The organism is Virgibacillus sp. DJP39 (genome assembly GCF_049310925.1).
Taxonomy (GTDB): Bacteria; Bacillota; Bacilli; order Bacillales; family Amphibacillaceae; genus Virgibacillus_F.
This window is the reverse complement of record NZ_JBMERP010000047.1, coordinates 1-26,684: the sequence shown is the minus strand read 5'-3', so window position 1 is coordinate 26,684 and position 26,684 is coordinate 1. Positions and strand designations below refer to the sequence as shown.

Annotated in this window: 20 protein-coding genes and 1 pseudogene; 6 read left to right on the top strand and 15 right to left on the bottom strand. The window is 38.6% G+C overall.

All coding sequences use genetic code 11. The annotated features are described in order from the left end of the window. Nucleotides 1-21 precede the first annotated feature (21 nt). Nucleotides 22-1,236, top strand: a complete 1,215-nt coding sequence (locus ACOI1D_RS14315) for an ATP-grasp domain-containing protein (RefSeq protein WP_422502014.1) — start codon at nt 22-24, stop codon at nt 1,234-1,236. 59 nt (nt 1,237-1,295) lie between these two features. Further along, nucleotides 1,296-3,245 (top strand): hypothetical protein, encoded by a 1,950-nt coding sequence (locus tag ACOI1D_RS14310; RefSeq protein ID WP_422502012.1) that lies wholly within the window; start codon nt 1,296-1,298, stop codon nt 3,243-3,245. A gap of 485 nt (nt 3,246-3,730) precedes the next feature. Here ACOI1D_RS14310 and ACOI1D_RS14305 read toward each other — a convergent pair whose 3' ends face one another. From ACOI1D_RS14305 to ACOI1D_RS14285, 5 genes are all read right to left on the bottom strand, one after another. Next, on the bottom strand, nt 3,731-5,710 hold the full coding sequence (locus tag ACOI1D_RS14305; protein WP_422502011.1) for a hypothetical protein: 1,980 nt from the start codon (nt 5,708-5,710) through the stop codon (nt 3,731-3,733). A gap of 338 nt (nt 5,711-6,048) precedes the next feature. Further along, complete coding sequence (locus ACOI1D_RS14300; RefSeq protein WP_422502010.1) at nt 6,049-7,401, bottom strand: DUF4179 domain-containing protein; 1,353 nt, start codon at nt 7,399-7,401, stop codon at nt 6,049-6,051. Then, complete coding sequence (locus ACOI1D_RS14295) at nt 7,394-7,909, bottom strand: sigma-70 family RNA polymerase sigma factor (protein WP_422502008.1); 516 nt, start codon at nt 7,907-7,909, stop codon at nt 7,394-7,396. The genes ACOI1D_RS14300 and ACOI1D_RS14295 overlap by 8 nt, the downstream gene beginning before the upstream one ends. Nucleotides 7,910-8,144: 235 nt before the next feature. Further along, nucleotides 8,145-8,582: a CBS domain-containing protein gene (locus tag ACOI1D_RS14290; RefSeq protein ID WP_422502007.1), complete on the bottom strand. Its 438-nt coding sequence runs from the start codon at nt 8,580-8,582 to the stop codon at nt 8,145-8,147. Nucleotides 8,583-8,683: 101 nt separating this feature from the next. Then, nucleotides 8,684-9,076, bottom strand: coding sequence for a VOC family protein (locus tag ACOI1D_RS14285; protein WP_422502006.1), 393 nt, complete (start codon nt 9,074-9,076; stop codon nt 8,684-8,686). Nucleotides 9,077-9,197: 121 nt separating this feature from the next. Here ACOI1D_RS14285 and ACOI1D_RS14280 point away from each other — a divergent pair, with 121 nt between their 5' ends. Beyond that, on the top strand, nt 9,198-10,106 hold the full coding sequence (locus tag ACOI1D_RS14280) for a YitT family protein (RefSeq protein WP_422502004.1): 909 nt from the start codon (nt 9,198-9,200) through the stop codon (nt 10,104-10,106). 458 nt (nt 10,107-10,564) lie between these two features. Then, nucleotides 10,565-12,928: an immune inhibitor A domain-containing protein gene (locus ACOI1D_RS14275; RefSeq protein WP_422502003.1), complete on the top strand. Its 2,364-nt coding sequence runs from the start codon at nt 10,565-10,567 to the stop codon at nt 12,926-12,928. Nucleotides 12,929-13,113: 185 nt separating this feature from the next. On the opposite strand, the gene ACOI1D_RS14270 is transcribed toward ACOI1D_RS14275, so the two are convergent. The 6 genes and pseudogenes from ACOI1D_RS14270 to ACOI1D_RS14245 all read right to left on the bottom strand — a co-directional run bounded on the left by ACOI1D_RS14270 (nt 13,114) and on the right by ACOI1D_RS14245 (nt 19,867). Beyond that, the gene (locus ACOI1D_RS14270; protein ID WP_422502002.1) at nt 13,114-14,769 is read right to left on the bottom strand and encodes an FAD-binding dehydrogenase; all 1,656 of its coding nucleotides are present in this window, start codon (nt 14,767-14,769) and stop codon (nt 13,114-13,116) included. Between the two features lie 22 nt (nt 14,770-14,791). Then, nucleotides 14,792-15,085, bottom strand: a pseudogene (locus tag ACOI1D_RS14265) (alpha-hydroxy-acid oxidizing protein); the annotation flags it as partial. A gap of 127 nt (nt 15,086-15,212) precedes the next feature. Further along, a complete protein-coding gene (locus tag ACOI1D_RS14260) occupies nt 15,213-15,665 on the bottom strand; it encodes a phosphotransferase (protein ID WP_422502001.1) in 453 nt (150 codons plus the stop codon). Nucleotides 15,666-15,732: 67 nt separating this feature from the next. Further along, the gene (gene tnpB, locus ACOI1D_RS14255; protein ID WP_422501999.1) at nt 15,733-16,863 is read right to left on the bottom strand and encodes an IS200/IS605 family element RNA-guided endonuclease TnpB; all 1,131 of its coding nucleotides are present in this window, start codon (nt 16,861-16,863) and stop codon (nt 15,733-15,735) included. Between the two features lie 112 nt (nt 16,864-16,975). After that, nucleotides 16,976-17,497 carry a phosphotransferase gene (locus ACOI1D_RS14250; protein WP_422501997.1) on the bottom strand — a complete coding sequence of 174 codons (522 nt, stop codon included), beginning with the start codon at nt 17,495-17,497 and terminating at the stop codon, nt 16,976-16,978. Between the two features lie 99 nt (nt 17,498-17,596). Then, nucleotides 17,597-19,867 (bottom strand): putative bifunctional diguanylate cyclase/phosphodiesterase, encoded by a 2,271-nt coding sequence (locus ACOI1D_RS14245; RefSeq protein ID WP_422501996.1) that lies wholly within the window; start codon nt 19,865-19,867, stop codon nt 17,597-17,599. Nucleotides 19,868-20,624: 757 nt separating this feature from the next. On the opposite strand from ACOI1D_RS14245, the gene ACOI1D_RS14240 reads away from it, so the two are divergent. After that, nucleotides 20,625-21,215 carry a sigma-70 family RNA polymerase sigma factor gene (locus ACOI1D_RS14240; RefSeq protein WP_422501994.1) on the top strand — a complete coding sequence of 197 codons (591 nt, stop codon included), beginning with the start codon at nt 20,625-20,627 and terminating at the stop codon, nt 21,213-21,215. Continuing rightward, nucleotides 21,208-22,386, top strand: coding sequence for a hypothetical protein (locus ACOI1D_RS14235; protein WP_422501993.1), 1,179 nt, complete (start codon nt 21,208-21,210; stop codon nt 22,384-22,386). Before ACOI1D_RS14240 ends, ACOI1D_RS14235 begins: the two co-directional genes overlap by 8 nt. A 366-nt stretch (nt 22,387-22,752) precedes the next feature. Here the strand turns inward: ACOI1D_RS14235 and ACOI1D_RS14230 are convergent, their stop codons facing one another. The 4 genes from ACOI1D_RS14230 to ACOI1D_RS14215 all read right to left on the bottom strand — a co-directional run bounded on the left by ACOI1D_RS14230 (nt 22,753) and on the right by ACOI1D_RS14215 (nt 25,965). Then, nucleotides 22,753-22,953 carry a CDGSH iron-sulfur domain-containing protein gene (locus ACOI1D_RS14230; RefSeq protein WP_422501992.1) on the bottom strand — a complete coding sequence of 67 codons (201 nt, stop codon included), beginning with the start codon at nt 22,951-22,953 and terminating at the stop codon, nt 22,753-22,755. Next, complete coding sequence (locus ACOI1D_RS14225; protein WP_422501991.1) at nt 22,953-23,804, bottom strand: DUF1028 domain-containing protein; 852 nt, start codon at nt 23,802-23,804, stop codon at nt 22,953-22,955. The genes ACOI1D_RS14230 and ACOI1D_RS14225 overlap by 1 nt, the downstream gene beginning before the upstream one ends. 225 nt (nt 23,805-24,029) lie before the next feature. Continuing rightward, complete coding sequence (locus ACOI1D_RS14220; RefSeq protein WP_422501989.1) at nt 24,030-25,442, bottom strand: DUF4179 domain-containing protein; 1,413 nt, start codon at nt 25,440-25,442, stop codon at nt 24,030-24,032. Next, the gene (locus ACOI1D_RS14215; protein ID WP_422501988.1) at nt 25,423-25,965 is read right to left on the bottom strand and encodes a sigma-70 family RNA polymerase sigma factor; all 543 of its coding nucleotides are present in this window, start codon (nt 25,963-25,965) and stop codon (nt 25,423-25,425) included. Before ACOI1D_RS14215 ends, ACOI1D_RS14220 begins: the two co-directional genes overlap by 20 nt. Nucleotides 25,966-26,684: the final 719 nt, after the last annotated feature.

Here is a 26,684-nt window from a genome sequence, read left to right as displayed (position 1 = left end):
AATAGGGAGTGATTTTTACTTATGCAAGAAAAAAAAACACGTATCGCATTAATCGGTTGGAGTTTACAGGCAATAGAAGCCGCAGATAAGATGGAGCGTCCATTTGTCGTCGTAGGCCCCCCAGATTTTGAGGAATATGCCGAAAAACACGGTATAAATTTTTTCAGCTGGAACTTTGAAAGAATTAATGAAAAGTCTAATGAACTATATAATGGACTAAATGAAATGGGTGTTGAAGTTGCGGTTCCATTGCATGAAGAAACTGTCGAGTGGGCGGGTACTTTAAATGCTCGTTTCCAGAACGATATGCGCATCTTTAACCGCTCTTTACTACTTCGGGACAAGGGACTAATGAAAAGAAAGGCACAAATGGCTGGCATACGAGTTGGTGTTTTTGAAGAAGTGCGCAATAAAGAAGATGTCAATAGATTTTTAAGAAGGGTTAACGAAGCTCTACTAAAACTTGATGGTGATCCAAATGAGCCAATTCACCTTAAGCCTATGGATGCAGCAGGATCAGTTGGCCACCGTGTCATACGTACTGCTGAGGATATTGATTACCTTTCTGACGATGACTTTCCAGGATTGCTTGAAAGCCATTTGGACGGACAGGAATTTTCCTGTGAAGTATTCGTCCATGAGGGCAAGATTCAATTTTTAAATATTACGGAATACGTACGTTTGGGTCATTCTAATTTCGTACCACCTTCTCCTGAACTTGAAGCGAAGAGACCTTTAATTCGGGCTGCAATCGAGGAATTAATTGATGCATTTCAAATAAAATATGGAATGATTCACCCTGAGTATTTCATTACATCTGATGACAAACTTCACTTTGGAGAGGTAGCAGCAAGAGTACCAGGAGGCCATATATTTGAATTAATAGAACGAGCGTATGGTTTCAGCCCCTTCCAAGCTCAAATCCTATGTAGTGATCCAGAAACTACAAAGGAAGAACTAGATGCATTCTTTCCAAAAGAAACGGAAGCTAAAGGGTATGCAGGTAACCTAATGGTATATCCAAAGGTAAAATTTGTTGAACGTTTGAATTTACCAGAAGGACTTGAAGAACACCCATATTTTGAAAAGCATGATATGTTTGTGCCTGGCACCAGTAAGGTTGCAGAGCGTGTAGGTTTCGGTAACCATTATGGAACTATTTTCTTCTTTGGTCAGGACAGCGCAATAATAAATGAACTCCTGCTTGAATACGAAAACTGGGATTTTTATTTATAAAAGTCAACATAAAAAAACAGATATAATCCGGCACAACAATAGTAAGGGAGTGTAAATTAATGTCGATTCTTACAGATAAAGAAAGAGAGATTTTTGCGGATTCATTCAATTCTTTAGAGGAAGCAAAATCTTTTTCTAAAATACTTTATCAGGGCACAGTCTTACAGAGTGCCAGCCGTTTGATGAGAGATGAAACAGGAATAGACTATCTATTTCAATTTGCACACCGCTTTGATGGTGCCGGTTTATTTGTTGACAGTTCCTGGGAGAATCCATTAAAACTACAGCCAAGATTAGTAGAAGACACTTTGAAATCAGATAGTCCAAATACCGTAATGGAAATATTAAGTGAGTTGCGGATGCTGGCAATATCAAAAAATATCTATAAAAGCCCTCAACTAAGCTCTGACGATGCAACCCATTTCTTGAGCAAGGTAATGGCCCAGAACATTGAACTTTTGTTTGATAAGAAGACTAAAGGGAAACTAGTCGAGGGTAATAACCAACTTAGTAAACCCTATTTACTTATACAATTCTTGGATAATCACATGAGCTTAACCACAATTTTCGATAGTCTATTGAAAGAAATTGAACGGTTGACCGCCCAACGGCCAATTATGGTAGACCGAATTGTGGATTTAATCGTAGCAGCAAAAAAAAGGGGACAATCAAAGATCAATTCCCCTGGTATGGAAAAATTAAGGCGTTATGATGCAGCATTCACAGGACCGACAAACCTGAGCAAACAGATTTCAAGTCATTCTGAATATGTTCAAAAGCTTAAAACCGCAAACATGGCTTCCAAACAAAAGGAAGCGGAGCAGTTTGGGACGTCAATAAAACAAACAGGTATTGTTTGCCCATATCACGCTGATTTTCTGCGACATGTGAACCGTTTGCACCCAGAACTGATAGACAGTGCCTTGGCGTTAGACAAGAGAGGCAAAACAAATTTCAATGAACATTTGTCATTAGTTCGGGAAATAATTGAAACATCAATATATCCAGCAACTGCCCAATCTATCTATGGCCTAGCAAAGTTTTTAGAACGTGATATATTCTCAATGCCTGCAGTAGCCCCTGGTTTGCGTAACCTCATAGCACTTCAATTGGATTCCACGGTTAGCAAGACCATAAAACGTGACGGGGTAACAGCAAACGGGGTTATGGTAGCAGGTACAGTTAGTGTACTTGGGCAGCCACTCGGTGTTGGTCAGGGAATGAACCCGACATGTCAATCTGCACGGGGAATTAGCCTGTGGTCACAGCATGACCCCTGCTATTTACTTGAGTTGATTGCAATGGCAGCAAGAGATGGAAACATTACTATCGGATTAGAGGGGATCCCTATTCACTCTCGTTTTCTAGCTGATGGGCTAGCTACAGATTTAAATAAGGAGCTAGACCCCGTATCATTAATTCTCGTACCACATCTTGATCGTATCTATGGCGAGATGATGAAACGTGTTGCGCTGCACGGTGAAGACGGTCATAAATGGGTGAACCCGGCTTTTTACGGACACATGGTACTACAGGGTTTTCGTGCAGTTACGAGTAGTTTGGATTTGACTGTAAAAGATTATACAGGTTTCATTCGGTTGTTTTACGCCACCCACCATCCTGAGTATAACGGCGGACATGAACTTGTCTATCCTAGCCCTGTGGGGATATTCATGACCAATATCCACGCTAGTTTTTCGGGGCTTCACGCAGTAACGATACAGCGGATTAAAAAAGATCCGTTAGATCAATATCGTGTCTATTTCTACAATCCGAATAACGACAGTAATCAGGACTGGGGGCAAAACATTCGTTGCTCTATTAAAGGTAAGGGAGAGGAAGAGGGAGAATCTTCACTCCCCTTTCATCAATTTGTTTCGCGTATCTATGCGTTCCACTATAATCCGTTGATACAAGGACAAACGCAATCCGTACCAATGAGGACAGTCAAAAAGATTGAAATTCTATCCAGAGAAAGCTGGGGGGAAAACTACCTGTGGTCTGATTGAGGTTAGGATGCGGCGGGTGATTTTTTTAATAACGGCTGATAAACAGTATAGGTTGCCAGGTTGTAGGAGTTCACTTACTGGGAAGCAAACAGCAAAACTATTAGTGCACCTTTTCATATTATTATTATCACCAAATTAAGCAATAGATTTAGCATAAAAAACACTTGGATAAAACGGCTTTCTATCTAAGTGTTTTTTTATATAATTTTTGTTTGTGTAACTATAGGTAGCTTATACGAAACAGATTAATGTCTTTTATGAAGGTCATTTCCGTTCGTTTTCTCGCTCATTTTAACTTTCATCTGCTTTGTAACTTACTAACGTCCTATTAGTAGAGTGTTAATTTTGTACTATTTTGATGTTATTAGGGATGTTTTTTATCTTTGAACATTGGTCTAGCAATGAAAAACAGCATACCAATCACTATGCACAGTGATTGGTATGTTGTTTCACTTACTACTTAAGGTTGGCACCCCTTTTTACTATTACTGCGGAAACAACATGCCCTGCTCTAACCACGTGTACTTTTGGCCCCAGCTTTCTTTTGCTAATGTAGTTATCCTGTCTATTACAGCATCATCAACTTGGGACTGATCACCCATTTCGTTCGGGTTGTAATGAAATGCGTACATTCGGGATAGAAACTGCTCAAACGGTAAGGAAGCCTCGCCTTCTTCCTCGCCATTACCCCTTACTGTTGAATGGATATCCTGGCCCCAGTTTTGAGCGCTATCGTTATTAGGATTGTAGAAATACACTCGGTAATTCCCATCCGGATCAGGGGCAACTCGCTGAATAGAAATTGCATGTAGTCCCAGTAAATCCGCATGCGCTGTTGTGACAAAAATCCCAACAGGACTAGGATATATCAACTGGTGGCCACCATTAAACTCAGGGTGATGGCTAGCATAAAACAATTTAACGAATGTTATATAATCCGTAACTGCTCCAGTTAGCGAATTAACCACTGAACTGAAGTCATTTGATATCCATTGTCCATAAAACTCTGGATTCGTCCACTTGTGACCATCTTCACCTCTTAATGCCACACGTTTCATCATTTCATTATAAATTCGATCCAGATGGGGAACTAAAACTAACGATACAGGATCAAGCTCAGTGTGAAGGTTCGGTGCTAACCCACCGATTAAATACTGCGAATTAATCTGAGCCCCTTCAAATGACATGTCGACATCCCCATCTCGACCAGCTCGTGCAACTAATTCCAACAGGTAGCCCGGGTCATGTTGGGCCCATAGACTTAATCCTCTGGCTGATTGACAGGTTGGGTTCATTCCCTGACCAATGGACAGAGGTTGACCTAATACACTGAGTAGCCCTGAGATTAACACACCATTTGCGTTTATTTCCTTCGAGTTGTCATTTGTTGTATTGAGTAAAACTTCTTGGACACTTGGAAGTAAATCAAGGTCAAGTATCCTTTCAAGCCCTGGAATTACTGGTGTATAGGACAACACACCACGGTCAAGCATTAAAGCAAGCCCGTACAATGACTGGCATGTTTCAGGATAAATTGCGCTCGTTATCAATTTCTGAACTAGGGTAGTATGCTCATTTAAGTTAGCCTGGCCTTTCTCACTCAGGTCCAGCGCTATCGATATCTTTTCTGGGTCAAATTCACTTAAAAATCGTACAAATACTGCATGAAAAGTACTAACCAAACCTGTGGCGCGCATGATTTCTGCTAGTTCTTTTGCTTCTTTATTAATCTCCTTTGTACTTAGCTTCTTTAAACGGTTTGTGTATTCAAGCAAGTCTGGAAAACGCTTGCTTAATTCTGAAGGTGAAGATAGTGCATCTATATAATAGCCAAGTTCTTTTTTATCCTTTTTATTTAAGTCGGACTCCTCAATTTTTTCGGCGCTACTGATAATGGATGTAATTCGGTTAACCATAATAGGGCGCTGCGCTGTTAAGCGATCCAGCTCATCTACCAAAGTCGATGCAAATGAACCTAAGGAAGATTCAGAAGCAAGGAATTGAAACAATTTATGTGCACGCTTTAAATTAATGTTTTGATTTACACGTTCCTCTTCTGTCGCTTTAGGAAAGAGCAAATCTAAATTTAATGCCATTACCTTATTTAGAAATTTTGTAGCGAATTCCTGTGAAACATTCGGGTATGAATACGTGCCTTTTGCAATCGCAAGCATGCGTATTTCACTAAGTATCTCAAAAATCGGATAGGTCCCGTCTACTTTAAATGAACCACTTACCAAAGGTGCGTGTAACCTTAGTGGGTTCTCCCAAGGTCCACTCTTAAAAACACCTGCCTGATCATAGTTTTCTACCAGTTTAAAAAGTATAGGAAAACCCGAATCTTCATCAATAATACGGGTTGCTTCCTGAATCGCTTTACCAATGTATAGGGACTCCTCTCCAGGCATGGCATTTTTCAATTGATCAAGCGTATGAATAAACATTTCACTGGATTCTAAACTCATTAATAACAACTCCCTGTTTCAACTAATATACTGTATGCAAGGTTATTCTATGCCTCACAATAAAATATTGAACACTATAGATCCTTTTCAAGCAGTTCAACTAAATTCCGTAACTAAAAGCCTCCTATAAACAGAATACCCTATCACCACACATAAATAACAGTTTAATCATAATTTTTTGAATTTAATGCGTGCCTGGCACCGCCCGAATTGAAAACTTGGCTTATCACCAAGCCTTTATGGCGAAAGCCTTAGTTGCACTTATGCAGTAAGAAAGGATTTATACTTTCTTACTTGCCAAAAAAACCAGATAGCTTTGTGCTACCGGCTTTGTTCTTTCATTTTATGGGCATTTTGATGTCTTCTGAGATTCGTTGTGGGTAATCAGTTAGTTTTAACGTTATAGGACCATCCAGGCCACCTGCTTCTATTGGTAGTGAAATTTCGATCGTATTGTCATCCCCGATATGTGATATTAGTTGGCCATTTTTAAATTCATTTTTTTCCCCATTATGATCATAATACATTTGGTCAAAAATCTCATATGTAGTATGATCATCAAGATTACTGGGTCTTGTGAGAGAAAAAACTAAATTAGTTGAAGTGGATTTATCTGACAAGGTTAATTGCTGGCTTGGCCTTTTTAACAGTTTATTCTGCTTGAGGTCAACTACGACACTCACTCTATCCTTGTCGAGCGCCCTGATACTCGAGAACGTTACGTACATCTCTTCCGGCTTCGAGAAAAAGTTACTTTCCAAGTATAGGATTTGTTCATTTTTACTAATAAGTTCTGCATTTACACCATTGGATACACTTGCCCACTCTTCTCCATTTCCATTAACTATAGCTAAATCATCAAAGCTAAACAGCCGTTTTGTGTTCTGCGCATCAAATTTTACATGTACAGCGATCCTCGTCGGAAAAACAGTAACTTCTTTAATTGTAATCTCCTGATTTTCAACTTCCACAGTTTCATTTAACGTATAGACTTTTTCATTTCCAAAAAACTTTTTTTCATCTACGGGAAAATTGATTTCCCATGTATGGTCCAATAAGCTGCGTTTTTCACCTGAAAGACCAACTTCTATGTTAGTTTTCAATTCAATTTTTTCCGGGAGATCCATGCCTTCCTTAAAGCCGACGTCAAGCTTGCCCGCTTTCTTTTCCCCTTTGGCAATGCCTTCGATCATATAATCAAATCCTAGACTGCCTACTACTGATTCTCCTGCTTCATTATTTATTCTTACATCAGATAGCGTAAGAGAGTCTATGTCCTTATCACTTTCTATCGTATAAAAGATAAGTAGCCTGGATTCATCTGCAATAACCTCACTTACATTAAACGTTATTCCATTATGCTTTTCTGACTGATCAACCACCTGAACAAAACTATTTTCAACAGCTGATTCCAATCCTTTATCACCCTGAACTAACGTCACTAAGCTTGATAATCCAGGTACCTGACTGACATAAGAAGCAAACACCGGTGATATTCGGATGGATGAAATGAGGAAAATTACTAAAACAGCTGCCGTTAACGTTGAAAAGACAGTTGTACGAGTTCGAACCTTCCTTTTTGTTGCTTGTTGGATGCCTGCCTTTATGTAACCATCGACTTGATCAGGTACAGCAATGTTTTCGTATCTATCCATCATTTCAGTTAATTTCTTTTCTTCTTCTTTATACATAGAATCCACCCTCCTTTGCAAGCTCTTTTCGCAATCGCCGTAACGCTTTATTCAGCCATGTTTTAATGGTTCCCGTTGGTTGTTCCAAGCTTGTTGCTATTTGCTCAATCGTCATATCCTGAAAGTATTTTAAAATTATAATTTCCTGTAATTTTGGTTCAAGTACCTGGATAGCTGCCTCCATCGTTATTCGACTATCGTTTTCCTCTACAATTGTTTTTGCCTTAACATCATAATCAGCCGGTGAAAACCGCTTCTTTCTTTTTAATTCATCTGCACAGTAGTTAATCATGATTCGCGTTAACCATGTAGCAAAGTATTTAGGCTCACGGACCTTCTTAATTTTTTTATATGAGCGAAAGGTAACCTCCTGGATAGCCTCAAGTGCCTCTTGTTCATCTTTTAAATAAGCAAGCGCTACTCGGTACAGCTGCGATTTATTGCTTGTTATCAGCTGAAGAAACGCTTCACTATCTCCTTTTTTTGCAGCATGGAGCAATCCATCCATATCCATATTTCCACCCCGATTTTTCTCTTTTTCTATGTATTAGACATACTAGCCAGTAAAACAGTTTTAGTTTTTTTGAAAAAAATACTTAAACGGATATTCTTAAACTAACTTTTAAACGAATAACTACGCTAAATATAAGACAAATTATAAGGAACTATTTTAGAAAGTGAAAAAATAGAGCATAGAACAGAATGCTCTTGCCATTCTAATCCTATGCTCAAGTTAAATTATACTACTGTTGTGGTTTTGAAGGCGTTGAAATACTTGATAAAGCTTCTTCAGACTCATTCGTTAACTGGTTTTCGACTGCCAAGTCACCTAAAGCAATCATTCCGATAACCTGTCCATTCTCGATAACCGGCAAACGACGTATTTGTTGCTGTGCCATCAATTCTGCTGCCTCATGAACATCCATGTCAGGAGTTGCTTTAACAACCTGCTGGGCTGTCATCACCTCAGAAACAGGTGTATGTGAATCTTCACCTTGGGCTGTGGAGCGAAGTGTAATATCGCGGTCGGTAATCATACCAACTATATGGCCATCATTACCCACAACTGGCATGGATCCAATGTTCTTTTCACTCATCAAGGCCCCCGCTTCTTGTATGCTCTGGGTTTCATTGATCGTGAACACATCCGAGGTCATAATTTCTCTTATCTGTTTGTGCATAAAAATCACCTCCCTATACTGGATAGGTTGGTTATAATTCCAACTTTTATGAAAGGGATATTTTACCGATGTTTTTTAGGTTACTATCTAAATTCAATTATTTATTTTTGCAGATTCAACTCCCAGGTTAAACCGAATTTGTCAGTAACCACTGCGTATCTCGAACCCCAGAATGTATCCTGTAATTCCATCTTAATTTTTCCATCGTTGATTAACGTATCATACAAATTATTTATTTCATCTTCTGTTTCTATGTCAATCATTAGCCATATATTTTCACTTGTTTGTTGATCACCAAATATATCTGCAAAATAAATGATACATAACGCATTTATATGTAACTCAGCATGAATATACTTACCCTCGTGACCTTTAAACATCTCCATTCCATCTGCCATCTGAATATTCTTAATCTCACCATCAAATACCTCTTGATAATAATTCAAGGCTTCCTTACAATTTTCCAAATAAATATGGGGTAATATTCGTTTCATTTTTTCATCTCCTAATTAGTTTTTCTCAACCAATAGTTCTTTTTCAATGTACAACCTGCATAATCTCAATAGTAAATTAATGGTATAATTGAGAATAATTAAATTCCAAAGGAGGAAAAACATGCAGGAACAGCAGCTCCCACAAAACTTTGAAAATGTTAAAACTGTTAACCGCCAGAAAAGGTTATCCAAATCAAAATTAATAAAACGAATGCTTTTTGTTCCACTCGGCTCGCTACTCGTAGCGGTTGGACTGGAAATATTCCTGGTACCTAATAATATCATCGATGGTGGTATTATTGGAATCTCTATACTAACTTCCTATTTAACGAACATTAATCTTGGCATTTTATTAGTCCTCTTTAACCTCCCCTTCTTTATAATTGGCTACAAATACATTGGAAAAACTTTTGCCGTTACAACTTTAATAGGTAACATAATACTTGGAATCGGTGTTTTTTTATTTCACCCCGTCCCGGTTCTGACTGATGACCTTTTACTTGCTTCCGTCTTTGGAGGCCTTTGTATTGGGGTTGGTGTAGGACTGGTCATCCGCCATGGAGGTTCACTTGACGGTACTGAGATCCTTGCCATTTTATTCAACAAGGCAACGCCATTCTCAGTGGGTGAGGTTGTTATGTTTATGAACCTTTTTATTTTAGGTAGTGCCGGATTCGTCTTTGGGTGGGATCGTGCCATGTATTCCTTAATTGCTTATTTTATTGCTTACAAAACAATTGACGTTACAATTGAAGGATTGGATCAGTCAAAATCAGTTTGGATTATTAGCGACCATCATAAAGAAATTGGAGACGCATTAAACGACAGACTTGGCAGAGGCGTAACCTATCTCCATGGTGAAGGTGCATACACCGGGGATGATAAGCGCGTGATTTTCACTGTAATAACCAGGCTTGAAGAAGCCAAAGTAAAAAGTATCGTTGAAGATAAGGACGAATCCGCCTTTCTGGCAGTCGGAGACATACATGATGTTAAAGGCGGACGCTTTAAGAAAAAGGCAATTCACTAATTATATTTTAAAAAAAGGGCACCAGAGCATTACAAGGTTCTGGGCCTTATTTTTTGTCTACTTTTAACCAAAATGCTTCTAATCTAATAATTAATTTTTCCTATTTTCGATTCGAATTCTATGTATGTTTTTTAATTCATAAATATAATATACCATTTTTCTTTCAATTACAAAAACTCCCAAACAACACTTAAGTCCTACACGAAAGTCAAGTTCAGGTCTGTTTATGGGTATATATACTTAGTATTTATTAGTGTATTTGCACTATTTTTAACCTTTTTTGTCAACAATATTTACAATATTCCGCCATGGTTGTATCATTAGATTGTTCGACATTTACTAATCTTTAGAGTTTTCATTTTTACAGATTTACCGACTAAAGTTATAAAAGGGGGTCCTATTACTAATTTAGTATCATTGCGGGGAAATCTTACTATTTTATAGGAGGAAACGAATTCATGAAAAAGGGAATGATTCTTTCCACAACTCTAGCACTTACTTTAGGGTTTGGAACGGCAATTAGCGCAACATCAGTAGATGTACCAGAATCTAACAATCTAACTGCAAAAGTTTCAGCATCAGTTGGGTCACCATTAGATTTAGGCATTGCAAATGATGAGAGATTAATAGAGATGTTAAAAGAAAACGGTACCATTGCGGAGGGTGCAAGTCCTGCCGAGGCACAGAAGGCATTGCAGAAGTTTTTGAAAGCAAAGGCTGATAGTCCTGCATCTAATAAGGATAAGCTTCCAAAAGGTCTCGACGTAAAAATGAAGGATAATGATAAAACAACTAGTAATGGCTTAAAGAACGGCAAAGGTAATAAGCTTGGTCAAGCTAAGAACAATGAAGTAGGTTCTGTTGAAAAAGAAGCATTCAACGGTGAAGTACGCGAAGATAAAGTTCTAGTACTTGCTATCGAATTCCCGGACTACACAGCTAGTTCAATCACCAAAGAGGAAACTGACATGTGGTATGAAAATTATCCACTTGAGCACTTCCAAAATATGATTTTTGGTCAAGATGGATATGAAGGCCCAGATGGAAAAAATCTTGTTTCCATGAAGCAATATTACGAAGCTCAATCAGGCAACAGCTATACAGTAGATGGTAAAGTTGCTGGTTGGTATACAGCTGATCATCCAGCTGCTTACTATGGCGGAAACGTACCTGCTCCGGATGGAAACGATGCTCGTGCACGTACATTAGTCTATGAAGCACTTACAAAGGCTGGACAGGATCCTAACGTTGATTTAAGCGAATATGACGAGTGGGACCGTGACGACTATGATGGCGACGGAGTACAAGCTGAGCCAGACGGAATCATCGATCACCTAATGGTTATCCACGCAGGTGTTGGTGAAGAAGCTGGTGGAGGCTCATTAGGTGGAGATGCAATTTGGTCACACCGTTGGAATCTTGGTAGATTGGTTGCAGTTCCTGGAGGGTCATCTGATAGTGATCGTTTCGGTGGACTTTTAGGAGCATACGATTATACTATCGAGCCTGAAGATGGAGCAGCCGGTGTATTCGCTCACGAGTATGGTCATGACTTAGGACTACCAGATGAGTATGACACACAGTATACTGGTGCTGGTGAAGCAGTTTCTTACTGGTCAATCATGGCAAGTGGAAGCTGGGCCGGTGCTATTGGTGGAACAGAGCCTTCTGGATTTAGTGCTTATGCCAAAGAAAAGCTACAAGCATGGCATGGTGGTAACTGGTTAAGTGGAACTACACTTAATGCAGCAGACGTTACAAGTGAAGGTACTTCTGTACTTCTTGACGAAGCTGTAACAAAAGGTACAAACAATGACGCAGTACGTATTGACATGCCAGACAAAATGACTGATGTAAATACTCCTTACAGTGGAGAATTTGAATATTTCAGTGGAAGTGGAAATGAAATTGATAATTCAATGGTTACTTCGGTTGACTTAACAAATGCTACAAGCGCGTCATTTGATTTCAAGGCTTGGTACCAAATTGAAACAGATTGGGATTATGGTTCAGTACAAGTAAAAGAAGAAGGTTCTGATGATTGGGTAGCTGTTGAAGGTAATATCACAACAACAACTAACCCTTATGATCAAAACCCTGGACACGGTATTACTGGTTCTTCTAATGGATGGATAGATGCATCATTTGATCTATCTGCATATGCAGGAGAAAGTATCCAAGTAAAAATAAATTACTGGACAGATGTTGCTGCTATTGAACCTGGATTATATGCTGATGATATTTCGGTAACTGTCGATGGGACTCAGACGTTATTTGATGATGCTGAAGGTGAATCATCATTTACACTAGACGGTTTCACTAAGGATAAAGGTAAATTCTATTCTGACCACTATTATCTTCTTGAATGGAGATCACATAATGGTGTAGATGAAGGATTAGATCACATCCGTCGTGGTGAAAGCCTAATGAGTTATGACCAAGGTTTAGTTGTATGGTATGTAGATGAATCTTATAGCAACAACTGGACTGGTCTTCACCCTGGTGAAGGATTCCTAGGTGTAGTTGACGCTGATCAACACGCCAACTATTGGAGTGATGGAGCAGTTGGTTCTAGCCGTTACCAACTACATGATGCTGCATTCAGCTTAGATAAAACAGATAAAATGTTCCTTAACTATCCAGGGCAATTTACTATGACAGACAACTTTACACAACGCACACCATTGTTTGACGATAGCTTAGACTGGAGCAATCCAGGTTTAGTTGACGCTGGACGTAATGTACCAGAACTAGGATTAAAATTCCGTGTAACTGGACAAAGCGCTGATAAAACTGTTGGTAAAGTATTAATTTATAAGTAAGACTTATTAAGAGGACCGGGCTTAGTTGCCTGGTCCTCTTTTTCGTTTATTTATGATTTCTTCGGTTCAAGATATTGAATTGTCGCGCCACATTTATCAACCGTCGCCCAAAACACCAACCAACCTAAAAAAACCCGCAACCTCCTAAAAGATTACGGGTTTCCATAGTCCCATTACACATACACCTATTTTAACTCCTCAACTATCCCTCTTCCTGTTTCACGCCCTGTAAACAAACAACCACCCAAAAATGTACCTTCTAGCGCTCGATAGCCATGTAATCCACCACCACCAAAACCAGACACCTCACCAGCTGCATAAAGTCCAGGAATCGTCTCCCCTGACTGATTCAGCACCTGCCCAGATAAGTCTGTTTGTAGTCCACCTAATGTTTTTCTGCTGACAATGTTCAACCTGACAGCTATTAGCGAGCCGTTTTTTGAATCTAGTAATTTATGTGGTTTGGCAACTCGAATTAATTTATTTCCTAGATAGTTGCGCGCACCACGAATTGCGGTTATTTGTAAATCCTTTGAATATGTATTATCTATTTCTCTGTCACGCGCCTCAATTTGACGTAGTATAGTATCTCTATCCAACAGTTTTTCTCCTGTTAGCTTATTCATACCGATTACCAGATTATCAATATTATCTGCAACGACAAAATCTTCTCCTTTGTCCATGAACGCCTTAACAGGAGAAGTGGGTCCTGGAAGTACTCTGTTCAAGACCTTTTTAATACTTTTCCCAGTCAGGTCGGGATTTTGTTCAGAACCAGAGAGGGCAAACTCCCGCTCAATAATCTTTTGCGTCAAAATAAACCAGGAATAATCATAGCCGGTTTTTTGAATCGTCTCAAGTGTTCCGAGTGTGTCAAAGCCTGGAAAGTTCGGTGCCGGGAAACGATTACCACGTGCATCCAGCCACATGGATGATGGCCCTGGCAAAATACGTATTCCATGATTTTTCCATACAGGGTTCCAATTTTTAATTCCCTCTGTATAATGCCACATGCGATCACGGTTAACAATTCGACCACCAGCTTCTTCTGTTATCGCAAGCATACGTCCATCTACATGTTCAGGTACCCCTGAAATCATAGTTTTTGGAGGCTTTCCTAGTCTACTAGGCCAGTTCTCACGAATCAGTTCATGATTTGCCCCTATTCCACCACTTGATACTAGAACCGCTTCTGATTTATATTCAAAATCTCCAACGACTTCTCTTAGACTTACTTCACCACGTGCTGCAGAACTTTCTACTAAAATGGACCCGCTAACACCTACTACATCCCCATTCTTCGTAACCAATTGATCTACTTGATGTCTTGGCTTATAAATTACTGTTCCATTTTTCATATGTTCACGAACACGCCGCTCAAAGGGTGCTACAATACCGGGGCCAGTCCCCCAAACAATATGAAATCTCGGTACTGAATTTCCATGGCCTTCTGCAAGGTAGCCGCCACGCTCAGCCCAGCCTACAACAGGAAAAAACTTCATTCCCATTTCCCTCAACCAGGCTCGCTTTTCCCCTGCAGCAAAATCCACATAAGCTTTCGCCCATTTCTTTCCCCAGTAATCTTCGTCGTCTTCTTTATCGAAGCCTGCAGTACCAAGCCAGTCCTGCCAAGCTAAATCCTTTGTATCTTTTATTCCCATTCGTTTTTGTTCAGGTGAATCTACTAAAAACAAACCACCGAATGACCACCAGGCCTGCCCGCCAAATGAAGCTTCCGGTTCCTGGTCAAGTAACAGCACCTTTTTGCCAGCGTCGGCAATTTCAGCTGTTGCAACTAACCCAGCAAGTCCAGCTCCTACTACGATTACATCTGCATCCACAAGACTACCTCCTTATCTTTTAGAGTAATGATTTATTTAGTTCACATACAGACTTCTCACCCGCTACAGCCAACCCGTACATACACGGCCTTCCAGCAAGTACCGCTTTTGCTCCTAGTGCAAGTGCTCTAACTACGTCTGATCGTCTTCTGATTCCGCTATCTATCAGAACGGGAATCTGGTTGTTAACTACATCACACACAAGTGGAAGTGCGTCAAGCGCCCCCAGAGCCCCATCAACCTGGCGACCACCGTGATTGGATACAATAATTACATCTACACCATGCTCCAATGCATTTGGATGCATAATTCCTTCCTGGTGTAGAAAGCGCTCTCATTTTAATTTTTATGATCATTTACTTTATTCTAATCCAGTATATATTCTCAGTTTTAGATAGCCAATTTAGTTTACCGAAAATTTAAACTTAATAGTCATTTCGGTTTCAAAGTCTAACGCTTCCTAAATATCCATTTGTACACATTATGTGTTTTACCCGTTTGATAGTTGCGTCCCTAATTGGTACCTGATCACTGCGATTGAGTAAGACCCATCTTATGCAAGCCAGTGCCTCAGCTAGTTTGATTTCATCATCATTCAGCGGAATTACCTTTAAATATTCCGAACAAAATACAGCTGAATAACCTTGCCCACCATATACGTTTATTAATAAGCTTGACCAAGCAAAGTCATAACGTTTGTCACCAAGCTGCCCATTCGTCCAGTCTATTACTTTATATTCACCGTTTTTTCCTACAACATTTTCAAAATGGAAATCACCGTGGATAACACAATTCTGTTGGAGGTTTAGCTTCTCAACTATAGGTTTAACTGATTCATACAGATCGGGGTGTTTTTCTATTTCGGGATAAAAGTATTCGTTGAACCCTCTCGCCACTTAACGACCTTGCGGTCTGTTTGAAGTGGGAGATTCCTAAGAACACCAACCTAACAGTCGGTTTTAATTAGGCTAACCCCGTAGGACCTACGGTTAGAAGTTTTATTGCTTCATTTTTAATATTTATACTTGCGTTAAGATCCCTGTCGTGATGTGTACCACAAGATGGGCAATCCCACTCACGTAGTGCGAGATTCTTAACGGCTTTGTTTTGATAGCCACAACAGGAACAAAGTTGGCTAGAAGGGAAATTTTTAGCGACAACTACAACTTGTTTCCCATAGCTTTTTGCTTTGTATTCTAGCATTGCTCGAAATTGTGACCAACTTACCTCGCTAATTGCCTTTGCTAACTTATGATTTTTCAATAAATTGGATACTTGCAAATCCTCGATACCAATTATGTCGTGGTTTTTAACAATAGTGTAGGAGATTTTATGCAAGTAATCTTTTCTCATATTAGTTATTTTTTCGTGAAGTCGTGCAATTTTAATTCGTTGTTTATTCCAGTTGGAAGAACCTTTCTTTCGTCTTGCAAGTGACGCCTGTGCTTTACCCAATTTCTTTTCTAGGGCGCGAAAAAATTTTGGATTTTCATATTTTGTTCCATTGGAAAGAACGGCAAATTCTTTCAGTCCAACATCGATACCAACAGACATGTTTGTTTTAGGTAATTCGTGCATTTCTGTTTCAACAAGAATGGATACAAAGTATTTACCACTTGGATTACGTCTAATAGTAACGTTTAAAATGCGACCTTCGACTTCTCGGCTTTTAGCAAATTTCACAAGTCCGAGTTTAGGCAGTTTCATTTTGTTACCAACAATTGCAATATTATCGTTCGTGTATTTAGTTGTGTAGGATTGCACCTTGTTATTTTTAGACTTAAAACGTGGAGCATTCGTTTGTTTTTTGAAGAACCTGGAATAAGAATTGGCAAGGTTTTTAACTGAGGACTGAATAGCGATGCTATCCACTTCTTTTAGCCAATCCAATTCTTTCTTTAGTTGTGGTAATTGAGAAGAACAAATGGTGTAGGTCAAACCTTTTCCCGTATTCCTATAAGTTGCATTCCATTTTGTCAAAAAATGATTGAACACAAAACGAGAACATCCAATGGTTTTATTAATCAAGATAGCTTGATTCTGGTTAGGATAGATCCTGAATTTATAAGCCCTATGGCCAAACAAAACGGTCATCCCCCCTTCTCTTTTATTATATATGACGTCTTAAAAAAACGCAAACGTTTGTTCTATAATGTTGATAAGTTGAGCTATGAAAAACGCTTTAGACTTTTGGGCTAGCGCTTAATTATTCGGACAAGGGATAGCTAAAGCTATCCCTTGTCCGAAGGCGATTCATCTTGCTAACGCCCTTCTCATTCCTTGAGGATGGAGTTTTCTCGCCTAGAATGATAAATTCATAGCTTGGTAGCGTTACCGCAAGCTTATTGTATGGAGTACAATGAATATCCACTAAAATTGCCGCAAATTTAGTTACAGCAGCTTCACTTACGGTTAAAACTGGTGGGCCGTCATACGTTGTTAAAAGAACACTGTATCCCTCATGATTTGTACCCCATCCAACTGCATTAGAAACAGGCACTCCAAATTGGGCAAGGGCATTTAATAACAGGTATTGGAATTCAACATTTGGTCTTGATTCAAGGTTCCATGACTTTAATACAAAGCTTTCCCTTAAGATGCTAACCTTTACTACTTCCGCTTCATTACCTTGATTTAAATATTCTACATTCAATTCGGTCTGTTCTAAAAGATCCTTTAACTTAGCTGTGTTTTTCTTCCAATCTATAGCTCGTAGTAGATTTTCCAAGCATACTCCTCCTCTAACCGTAATTCGTTTACCATTATATATCATTGGCGTATCCAATATTAAAAAAGCACACCAATCATTGATTGGCGTGCACATCCATTATATCATCGGAATCAGATAATTTTTTTCGTCTGCAAGTAACACATCAAATTCCTTTACAGGGAGTGGTTTACTGAAAATATAACCTTGACCCAGAATGCATCCCTGTTGCTTAAGGACGCTTACCTGATCAATTGATTCTATACCTTCTGCAATCACTTTTAATTGCAGGTTATGGCCAATATCAATTATTGTTTTAACGATTGATTGGTTTGTTAATTCTACAATATTATCGATGAAAGACTTGTCTACTTTAAGCGTATCAATCGGTAATTGCCTTAGCATGTATAGAGAAGAATAGCCTGTTCCAAAATCATCAATTGATACACTCAAACCCAACTCTCTCAGCTGTGTCATAACTTTAACTGACTCGTCTACATCCTGCATGATGCTTTCCGTTATCTCAAGCTCTAATAACGTAGGATCAAGACCGGTCCTATCCAATATGGTTGTAACCGTATGGAAAAAATTATTGTGGCGAAATTGACGTGCTGACACATTAACAGATACACAAAGGTTTTCGTAACCAGCATCCTGCCATTTCTTGTTTTGTCTGCACGCTGTTTCTAGTACCCATTCTCCAAATGAAACAATATGTCCAGTTTGTTCTGCTAATGGAATAAACTCTGCTGGGGAAACTAATCCCAGCTCAGGATGATTCCAGCGAATCAATGCTTCCATCCCTATTAATTTACCTGTTTGCAACTCAAATTGTGGCTGATAGAATAGCTCAAGTTCATTGTTTTCCCTAGCGTTTTTCAAACTACTTTCCAATATTCTTTTTCTTGCAATTAAATTATTTAACTCTTCATCATAAAAGTGAAAGCTTGTATCTTTTTCTTTTGAAAAATACATAGCTGCGTCTACTTTATTAACCAGTTCGTTGACAGTTGTTGCATTCTCAGGAAATATGCTAATTCCTATGCTGGGTGTAACAGATATCTCATGATTTTCGATGATAAATAATTGATTTTTCTCTTCTACAATTTCCTCGACTATAGCTTTGATTTCTGATTGATTTAAATTGAAAAAGCTAATCATAAACTCGTCTCCGCCGATTCTGTACAATCTTCCCCTATCATCTAACAACTTTTCTAAACGTGTAGCAAACTCAATTAGCAGTAGATCTCCATAGTTATGACCCAACGTATCATTAACATATTTAAAACGATTTATATCCAAAAGCATCAGGGTGACCGCTTGATCCTCTTCTTTTGCTGTTTCAACTAATAATTCAACGTCTTCTTTAAATTTCCACCGATTGGATAACCCTGTCAATGTGTCATGATAAGCTATTTGTTTGTATTCTCTTACCAACTTCGCATTAGATCTTACAACAATGATTTGTCTAGTTAAAATCAATACCAAAGAGATACTAAGTCCAATAGTTAGAGCATTTATGCTTTCGGTATGGTGGATAATTACTAAACCAAGCAGTGCCAGTACGCCGATATAAGGAACAGGACTCATTTGTACCCTTTGAAAACCGGCTATTGTGCGTGATGGTAACTTACTTTTCCGTTTTTTTCGATCATATATACTAGACAGACCAAACACCAGTATTACTATTTGCCATAAAGGATCCACCAAGCTTCCTGTATCATACTTTCCGATAATAGAAAGATAAGAATAAATACTATCAGTTATTGATTGAATTATTAATGCAAAAATTATGAAAGAAATAAATCCTCTCTCAGTACCGTAAGATAAAAAATAAATGCTGATTACTGCAATTAAAAAGCCTAAGTTATATATTGAATATGCCAGCGTCATGTTAGACATTTCATCTGATATAATAGCATGATTAAGAACAGGCTGGACAATATAATAGATATTAATCGATGTAACTACTGTTATAAAGATAACAATGTTAAAGATAACTGGAATAATAGATATATCGACTATCAAACGCTTTATTTGATAGACAAAGGCTATAGTGAAAAATACATAGGAAACAAGCCAAATGTAATCTGCAGTTCCTACAAAACTGATTAAATCTATTGCGCTTCGGTCTAAAAACCAAATCATATTCGCAATTGAATAAAATAAAACACCAAGGCTCATCCACAACCAGAAGTATCGTTGTTTCGATTTAATGATGAGAAAGGAATTGAATAGCCAGTAAAAACTAACCGCTCCTCCGGTTATTAACAAGATGATTACGCCTTTATTTAATAGTAAAGTGCTTTCTTTGAATAGAATAATCCACAAGTAAAAGATGGTGGTATAAAAGAGGATAAATAAAATCGCTGGATGTCTGACTGCTTTCATAAAACTCACCTCACCTATCAACGTGCCCTTTAAGTAAATTAAAAAGGCATTTAATAGTATATCGGTTGTAGGTAAGCAATTATTTAGACAAAATTTGCATTAGATTTTCCTTATATGCCTTTATTCGACCATTTGTAATCGTTTCCACTTTTTGCTATTTAGTTTTTCTTAAACCTTTTTTATATAAAATTAATAATTATAATATAGAAATCAGCAAAAATGAATCATTTAACGAAAACACTACGTCGTACTAGTAAGTTTTATTGATTTTTAATCTTCACAGTTGATGCAAATTGCGACGTAACTGCTATGTTTGTTTCCTACCATCCTTTACAAAATTGATGCTGATCCAGCGCTTCTAAAAAACACTCGCTTTCCGTGGGGAACGCTTCAGCCTCCTCGGAGCAAAAACCGCTCACTGCGGGGTCTTCAGACTGTTCCTTTCCCACTGGAGTCTCGCATTTTTCCGCAGCTTAGTTAGCTTTCTGTTCTAGGGAGAAGAAACCCTATTAAAACATAGGATTATTCCTAGTGGAGGCAGAATACGTAGACTCCCGCGGGAACAGCACGCGTCCGAAGACCCCGGAAGAAGCGCTCTTTGCTTCTGAGGAGACTGAGGCCGTGCCCGCGGAAAGCGAAGTATTCTGCCGGAACGGTGGCAAAAGTATTCACTACGTCGCAGTTTATACACTTTGTGTCCAAAGCAACAATCTTTTAGAAAATAACCTAAAATTTTTAAAGTAAGGAGGCAATGTAAATGAACCTATCTGAGTCCTCAAAACCTCCATCCAAAGGACATGAAATCCAGTTGCTTCACAACAACCCAAAACATACGATTGAATCAATCATGGATACATATGGTGATGAAATAAAAAGGCTGGTCTATACGTATCTTAAAAATTCTGCAGATACGGATGACGTGACACAGGAGGTCTTTGTAGCAATTTATCAAAAGCTTCATACTTATCAAGGGAATGCATCACTTAGAAGCTGGATTTATTCAATAGCAATCAACAAAAGCAAAGACCACTTAAGGAGCTGGCAATCTCGTAATAAACGGCTAAAAGAAAAACTAGTACAAAAAGTTGCTACCCTTCCAAAAAGCGGAAGTAATCCAGAGGACCTCTTTGAAAGACAGGCCGAAACAACCACACTCTTGAATCAAATCATGGATATGCCTACTAAATACAGCGAGGTTATCATTCTATATTACTTTAAAGAGTTAACTTCTAAAGAAATAAGCCATGCTCTCGGAATTAATGAAGCTACTGTAAGAACCAGGTTAAACAGAGGGCGCGGTAAGCTCAAACAACTCTTAACAACAGAAAGAGGTGTTTACCTTGGATAAGCAATTGAACTCAGTAAAAAATCAATTTAAAAAGGAAATACCAGTTTCATTTACAGCTTCAGATAAACAAGCAGTTCTGCAAAAAATTAATAGTAGCAAACCACATAAAAGATCTCACATTCTCCCAAGCTCGTTAACTGCGATTGTCTATGCAGCGTTACTGTTTGCAGGGTTTGTAGTGGCAAACGATCAACTTGGCTTAATTGAATTTGGGCAAGAAGACACTAGCGAAGTAACTTCACCATCAACACCACCTCCAGAACAGGATAATCTTTCTGGTATACCTGACGAAGAGGAATACAGCACATACCTCGAAGCTGACGATGGTCCATACCAAACGTTTGATCCACAAACAATTGAGGTTGGTGATGTAATCGGAGAAATGAAAGTTACAGATGTTAAAAAACATGATAGTAAAATCATAGTCACTTTCGAAGGTAAAAAAGTATTAAACGGAGAGCTTTCCGATGAAGATGTGCTGATGTTAATGCCAGATGAAAAATCATTAATGAACATCCCGTTTGCACAGAATGATATAGGCGGAAAAATCCCTTTCTTTTTTCAGGATAGTGAAGGCTTCAAAAAGGATCTCGGGATTGGAAAGTTTTCTTATGCAGAGGGATTTAATATAAATGTAAACGAAATTCGCTATACTTATTCATCAGCATGGTCAAGAATAGATCTTGGAGGAGTTAACCAGCTACCATTCAAATTTGATTCTGCTTCTAAAACAACAAGTGATTCTATACGTTTATCTGATGAATTACTTAATATATATTCCAAATACGCCAAGTCTTTGAATGATAAACTGTTAAAAGGACTGGAACCATTCGATATTTTCAGAATGTATTTCCACACGCAAAACGAGGGAAACAGTGAAGTTCAATATGCGCTCTATATTAAGGGTGATCACTCTGGTACTCCGAGTAGAGAGGAATTTTTTAATGACCCTTTCTTTGCTGAAGATGAAATAACAAAAGAAAACTCTAAAAAATTGTATCAGAAATTACTTAAGGTGAAGTCTTTTGAGGAAAAAGAGATATCCGATAACGAAACAGTCATTATGTTCAAACTTGATGAATCTAATTCAGGTGCGGAACGAGCTGGTTTTAGGCTAATAAAAGATCCAGAAACAGGAGTCTGGAAGGTTGGCTGGATGTCGATGCAATAGTATATTTTGAAGGAATTTAAATTAAAAAGGGAAGGTTATTGGAGCATCTATGCTTAGCGCTGTTACAGCTGGCATTCTGTAATTATCGAGCACCAAATGGACAAAATCGCACGCCAGATTGTTTTTTCGAGCGCTAAACATGAAAAAACGCGCACCAATTGATTGGTGCACGTTTTGGGGCGTTCGGCGCTCGTTTCTTGCATGTCAGCGCTCGATTTCTGATGATCAGTGCTCGATAATTCAGATCAGCGCTCGATTTTCACATCTATTCGACGCGAACAGAGCCAATCTTTTATGGTGAAAGCTTTAGTAGCATTTGTACACTTTCAACTAATGGGCTGTTTTCCAGAACCCATCAAACTGAACCTATACTTTTACTTTACTATCAAACCCTATTTTTTTATGAGTCCCATCGCAAAATGGTTTTGTTGATGATTGACCACAGCGGCAAAGGGAAAATATTCTCTTTGTATCGTACACGTTTCCTTCCCCATCAACTAACTCAATTTCACCAGATACACGCAAAGAACCGTTGTCATTTACTTTTATTTGGACTTTATCACTCATTAAGAATCCCCCTTATTTTTAATAAAATCTAACACCTCTTTATCAATTTTCCCTTTTTCAAGTTCTCTACCTTCAAAGTTTTCCACATGAAGAAATGCTGTTAAACCTTCATGGAGGGCATCATCATCGATTTGATTGCTTTGAATAAAGCCTAATCGGTTTAGATGATGAACGAGAACTTTACGAGTCTCCACACTTATATCAAGTATATCCTCCTGCTTGGTCGTTCCAAAATACAACTGTTGAAGCTGGTAGATACGAATTAATTCTTTGATTGGATCTGGGTGTTCATCTACCCGTAAATCAACGTACCGGTCATTAATCCCCAGATATCCACCTTTTTCTTTTACAACATAAATTGCTGCAGACTGTTTTCCACGGCTATCCCCGCCTGCCGCTTGTCCAGCATCCAGCGCTTGTAACAACCGCTCAGCTAATGTACCTGTTGCCTGTTCAAATGTAGTTCCCATCGCTTCAACTGTTTCAGCTCCTACCAGGATATTACCCTGAGCGGCATAATGCTTGCCCGCCTTTCCTCCAGCCCAGTCATAGCATCTTTCCCCTGTAAAGCTGGAAGATTCTCCATTTGCATCAACAACACCTACCTGACGATCTTCCTTTCCCTCGTCCTGGTTCGTCAAAATAGCAACCGTTTCCTGTGCCGATTTACCTTCTTCCATTAGCTTTAAGCCATCTGGTCCATATGCAGGGTTTGCAAAAGCCTGCGTTGCAACAGCTCCTACCCCAGCCTTAGCCCAAGGGACAACGGAACCTACTCCTAAAAACTTTGATTGTACTGCGACACCCAGTTCTTTAGTATCCGGGTCAAAACCTACTATTGAAAAAGTCATAGATGCACTCTCCTTTTTTGGTAGGTAAGAAAGTATAAATCCTTTCTTACTGCATAAGTGTAACTAAGGCTTTCGCCATTAAAGCTTGGCGATAAGCCAAGTTTTCTAATATAATTAATAGTTTACACTTAAGTTTCGACGAACGCATCGAAAAAACCTTTGTTAAAGTGAACACAAAAAGGAGGTGCAAGAGCAAAAAGTGCCCTTACACCTTAAAATCCAACTTTATTTTAAATCAACCTTGATAGGATCCATTTTAATATCTTTATCATTTAAACTTAACGTCCCAAAAGGTACCATTAATGAAAAATCTTTATATGATATTTCATCAATATCTTTCATCACAAAATTAGATTGAAAATGAAGTGTCTTTTTATCAATAAGTTTTGTTTGTTCACTCCGAACCATAGATTCAAGCATATTATTCATATCCAGTTGGCCATTTGAATACTTAATATCATCTGAATCAATGATATGAATAAAGTCTGCAAAGTTTTGGATTATGTCTTGCCTTATGGTATCTGTATTCACATTCTGTACTGAATAATCCACGAGTAATCTATTGCTTCGTTTTTCTACATTGTTTACTGTTATTTGGTAATCAAATCTATTACTTTTTACTACAAATGGAGTACTTTGATCTAGTGTATGAATGGTGTCTCTTTCATACCTTTCAATTTCTGGTTTAACAATTAGGTGGCTTGCATCTTTATCAATCTTACTAGGAAAAAGCTCTCTGAATTGCTTATGGATAATGCCATTTTCCAACTCACTATCTAGCATGTTCGCTCCACGTTTGGACAATTCATTCCCAAAGTTATCATAGACTGTTAGCCTTACATTATCTTCTTTTCCAACCTCAGGTAACTCCACATCATACTCTAACATTGTTGTTGCTTTTCCTTTGACAACAGACTTCATTTTCAATGCATAATCGCCGTGTATGGAAACATCGTCTCCTTCTGCATTAATTGAATCAAAAGGAATTCGTTCGACAGGCACATCAAATTTCCAGTTACCCTTAGCACCAGCCATATAGGAGAATGTCAGTGGTAGTGTGTAATCTTTTGGCAGTTTAGCATTAGGATTGAACAACTCTATCGCACCTGCATAACCATTTGCGGTTTTAGTTAATCCTGTCATTGAAGCAGACCATTGTTTCTGTTCAACCCCATCAAACAGGTGATAACTGTATCCTGCCTCGGGACCTCTCTCCCCCTTCAATTCATCGTATGATACATCCTCACCACTCGCTTCGAACGTTATACCAATAACATTGCCATCATAATAAGCACTCGTTACCTTTACTTTCACCCCATTGCTAGTGGCTTCCTGATTGATATCCGTTATTAAGTCGCTTGCTAATAATTCTTTACCAATTTGTAAACTTAACTTCTCATAGATCGAGCCTATTACAGGTACTGAAGCAAAGACATTTGTTATGGGAGCAAAAACTAACCCCGACGCTAGGAATGTTGCTGCTGCAGATGATGAAACGATAGCCGTAAGTTTACGTTTTGACTTTTTTTTATTTTTTTTCCTTTTTCCCTTCTCAATCCCTTGGTCAATTGCATTAAAAAGTTCATGTTTAGGTACTTCAATTTTATTCATTTCTTTTTCAAAGTGCTCCTTGTCCATATGCTGTCCCTCCCTCTAATAAATTCCTCAACTCTAACTTTGCGCGACGAAGATAGGTTTTGATTGTGTTTTCTGGCTTCTTCATGATGTCCGCAATATCAATTATCGGTAAATCACGAAAATAAAATAGTATGATAGCTGTTTTGTAGTCGTCATTTAACGTGGAAACTGCATTAATCAAATCAAGATTCACATCCGTATTGTCACTATGTTCACCACCATATTGGCTCAAAAGACTATTGTCATCCAGATAAACAACTTTCTTTTTCTTCTTAAGTAAATCGTAACAAGTTCGAATAAGAATTTTGGTAAGCCAGGATTGAAAGTACTTTGGCTCTTTAACTTGTTTAATAGATACAAATGCTTTATAAACGGTTTCTTGAATGACATCTAGTGCATCATCATTATTACGTACATAAAGCATTGCAATTTTATACAACTTTTCACTTTCACTCCTGATCAGTGTTCCAAATGCTTGTTCATCTCCATTTATAGCTTTCTTAGCTAGTTCTATAGTTTCCACAAACCCAGACTCCCTTCTGCCTTTGTTTGTTAGAGCAATCAACATAGTAATAAGTTTCAATCATTTATAAATTAACCTTTTGTTTAGGCTCTTTGCGTAAGTTTTCTTGCTCTTTAATCTTCGCATTTGATAAAAAATGCGAAGTAACTAAAAATCATGTTCCATGCTCAACAACCGCTGCGGAAAAATCACTACGCGCACCTTAGGGCTTGCGCTGAGCCTCCTAGGGTCGCCAAAACCGCTCACTGTGGGGTCTCAACACTTCGCTTTCGAGGCCGCTGAAAAACTTAAAAATGGTACAAAATGTGTCGATCTACCATCGCATCTTCGAATATACTTCGCTTTCCGCGGGAGAGTGCCGAGCCTCCTCGGACTACCGTCCTGCGGGGTCTCGTCGATCTCTTACTTCCCGGTCGAGTAAGCGGGAGCGATTCCCCTATTGGGTCGCTCCTCTACTCCTCACAGAACCGTGCGTGCGGAATTATCGCACACGGCTCTTCCTATCACCATTCATAGAATGTAGTTAATATCTTTCTTCAAATCATATATATTTACTTTTATCACCGGACGAGGTAAAGGGTACTTTCTAAGGAATGTATTGAACTTATCCCAACTGAAAGATTTCCTTTGACTCCTTCGATTCATCCACTTAAACAACAACTCTTTTACTCGGTAAAGAAATTTCTCTACAGTCTCTGTGTTGTCCGTGATACAGTAAT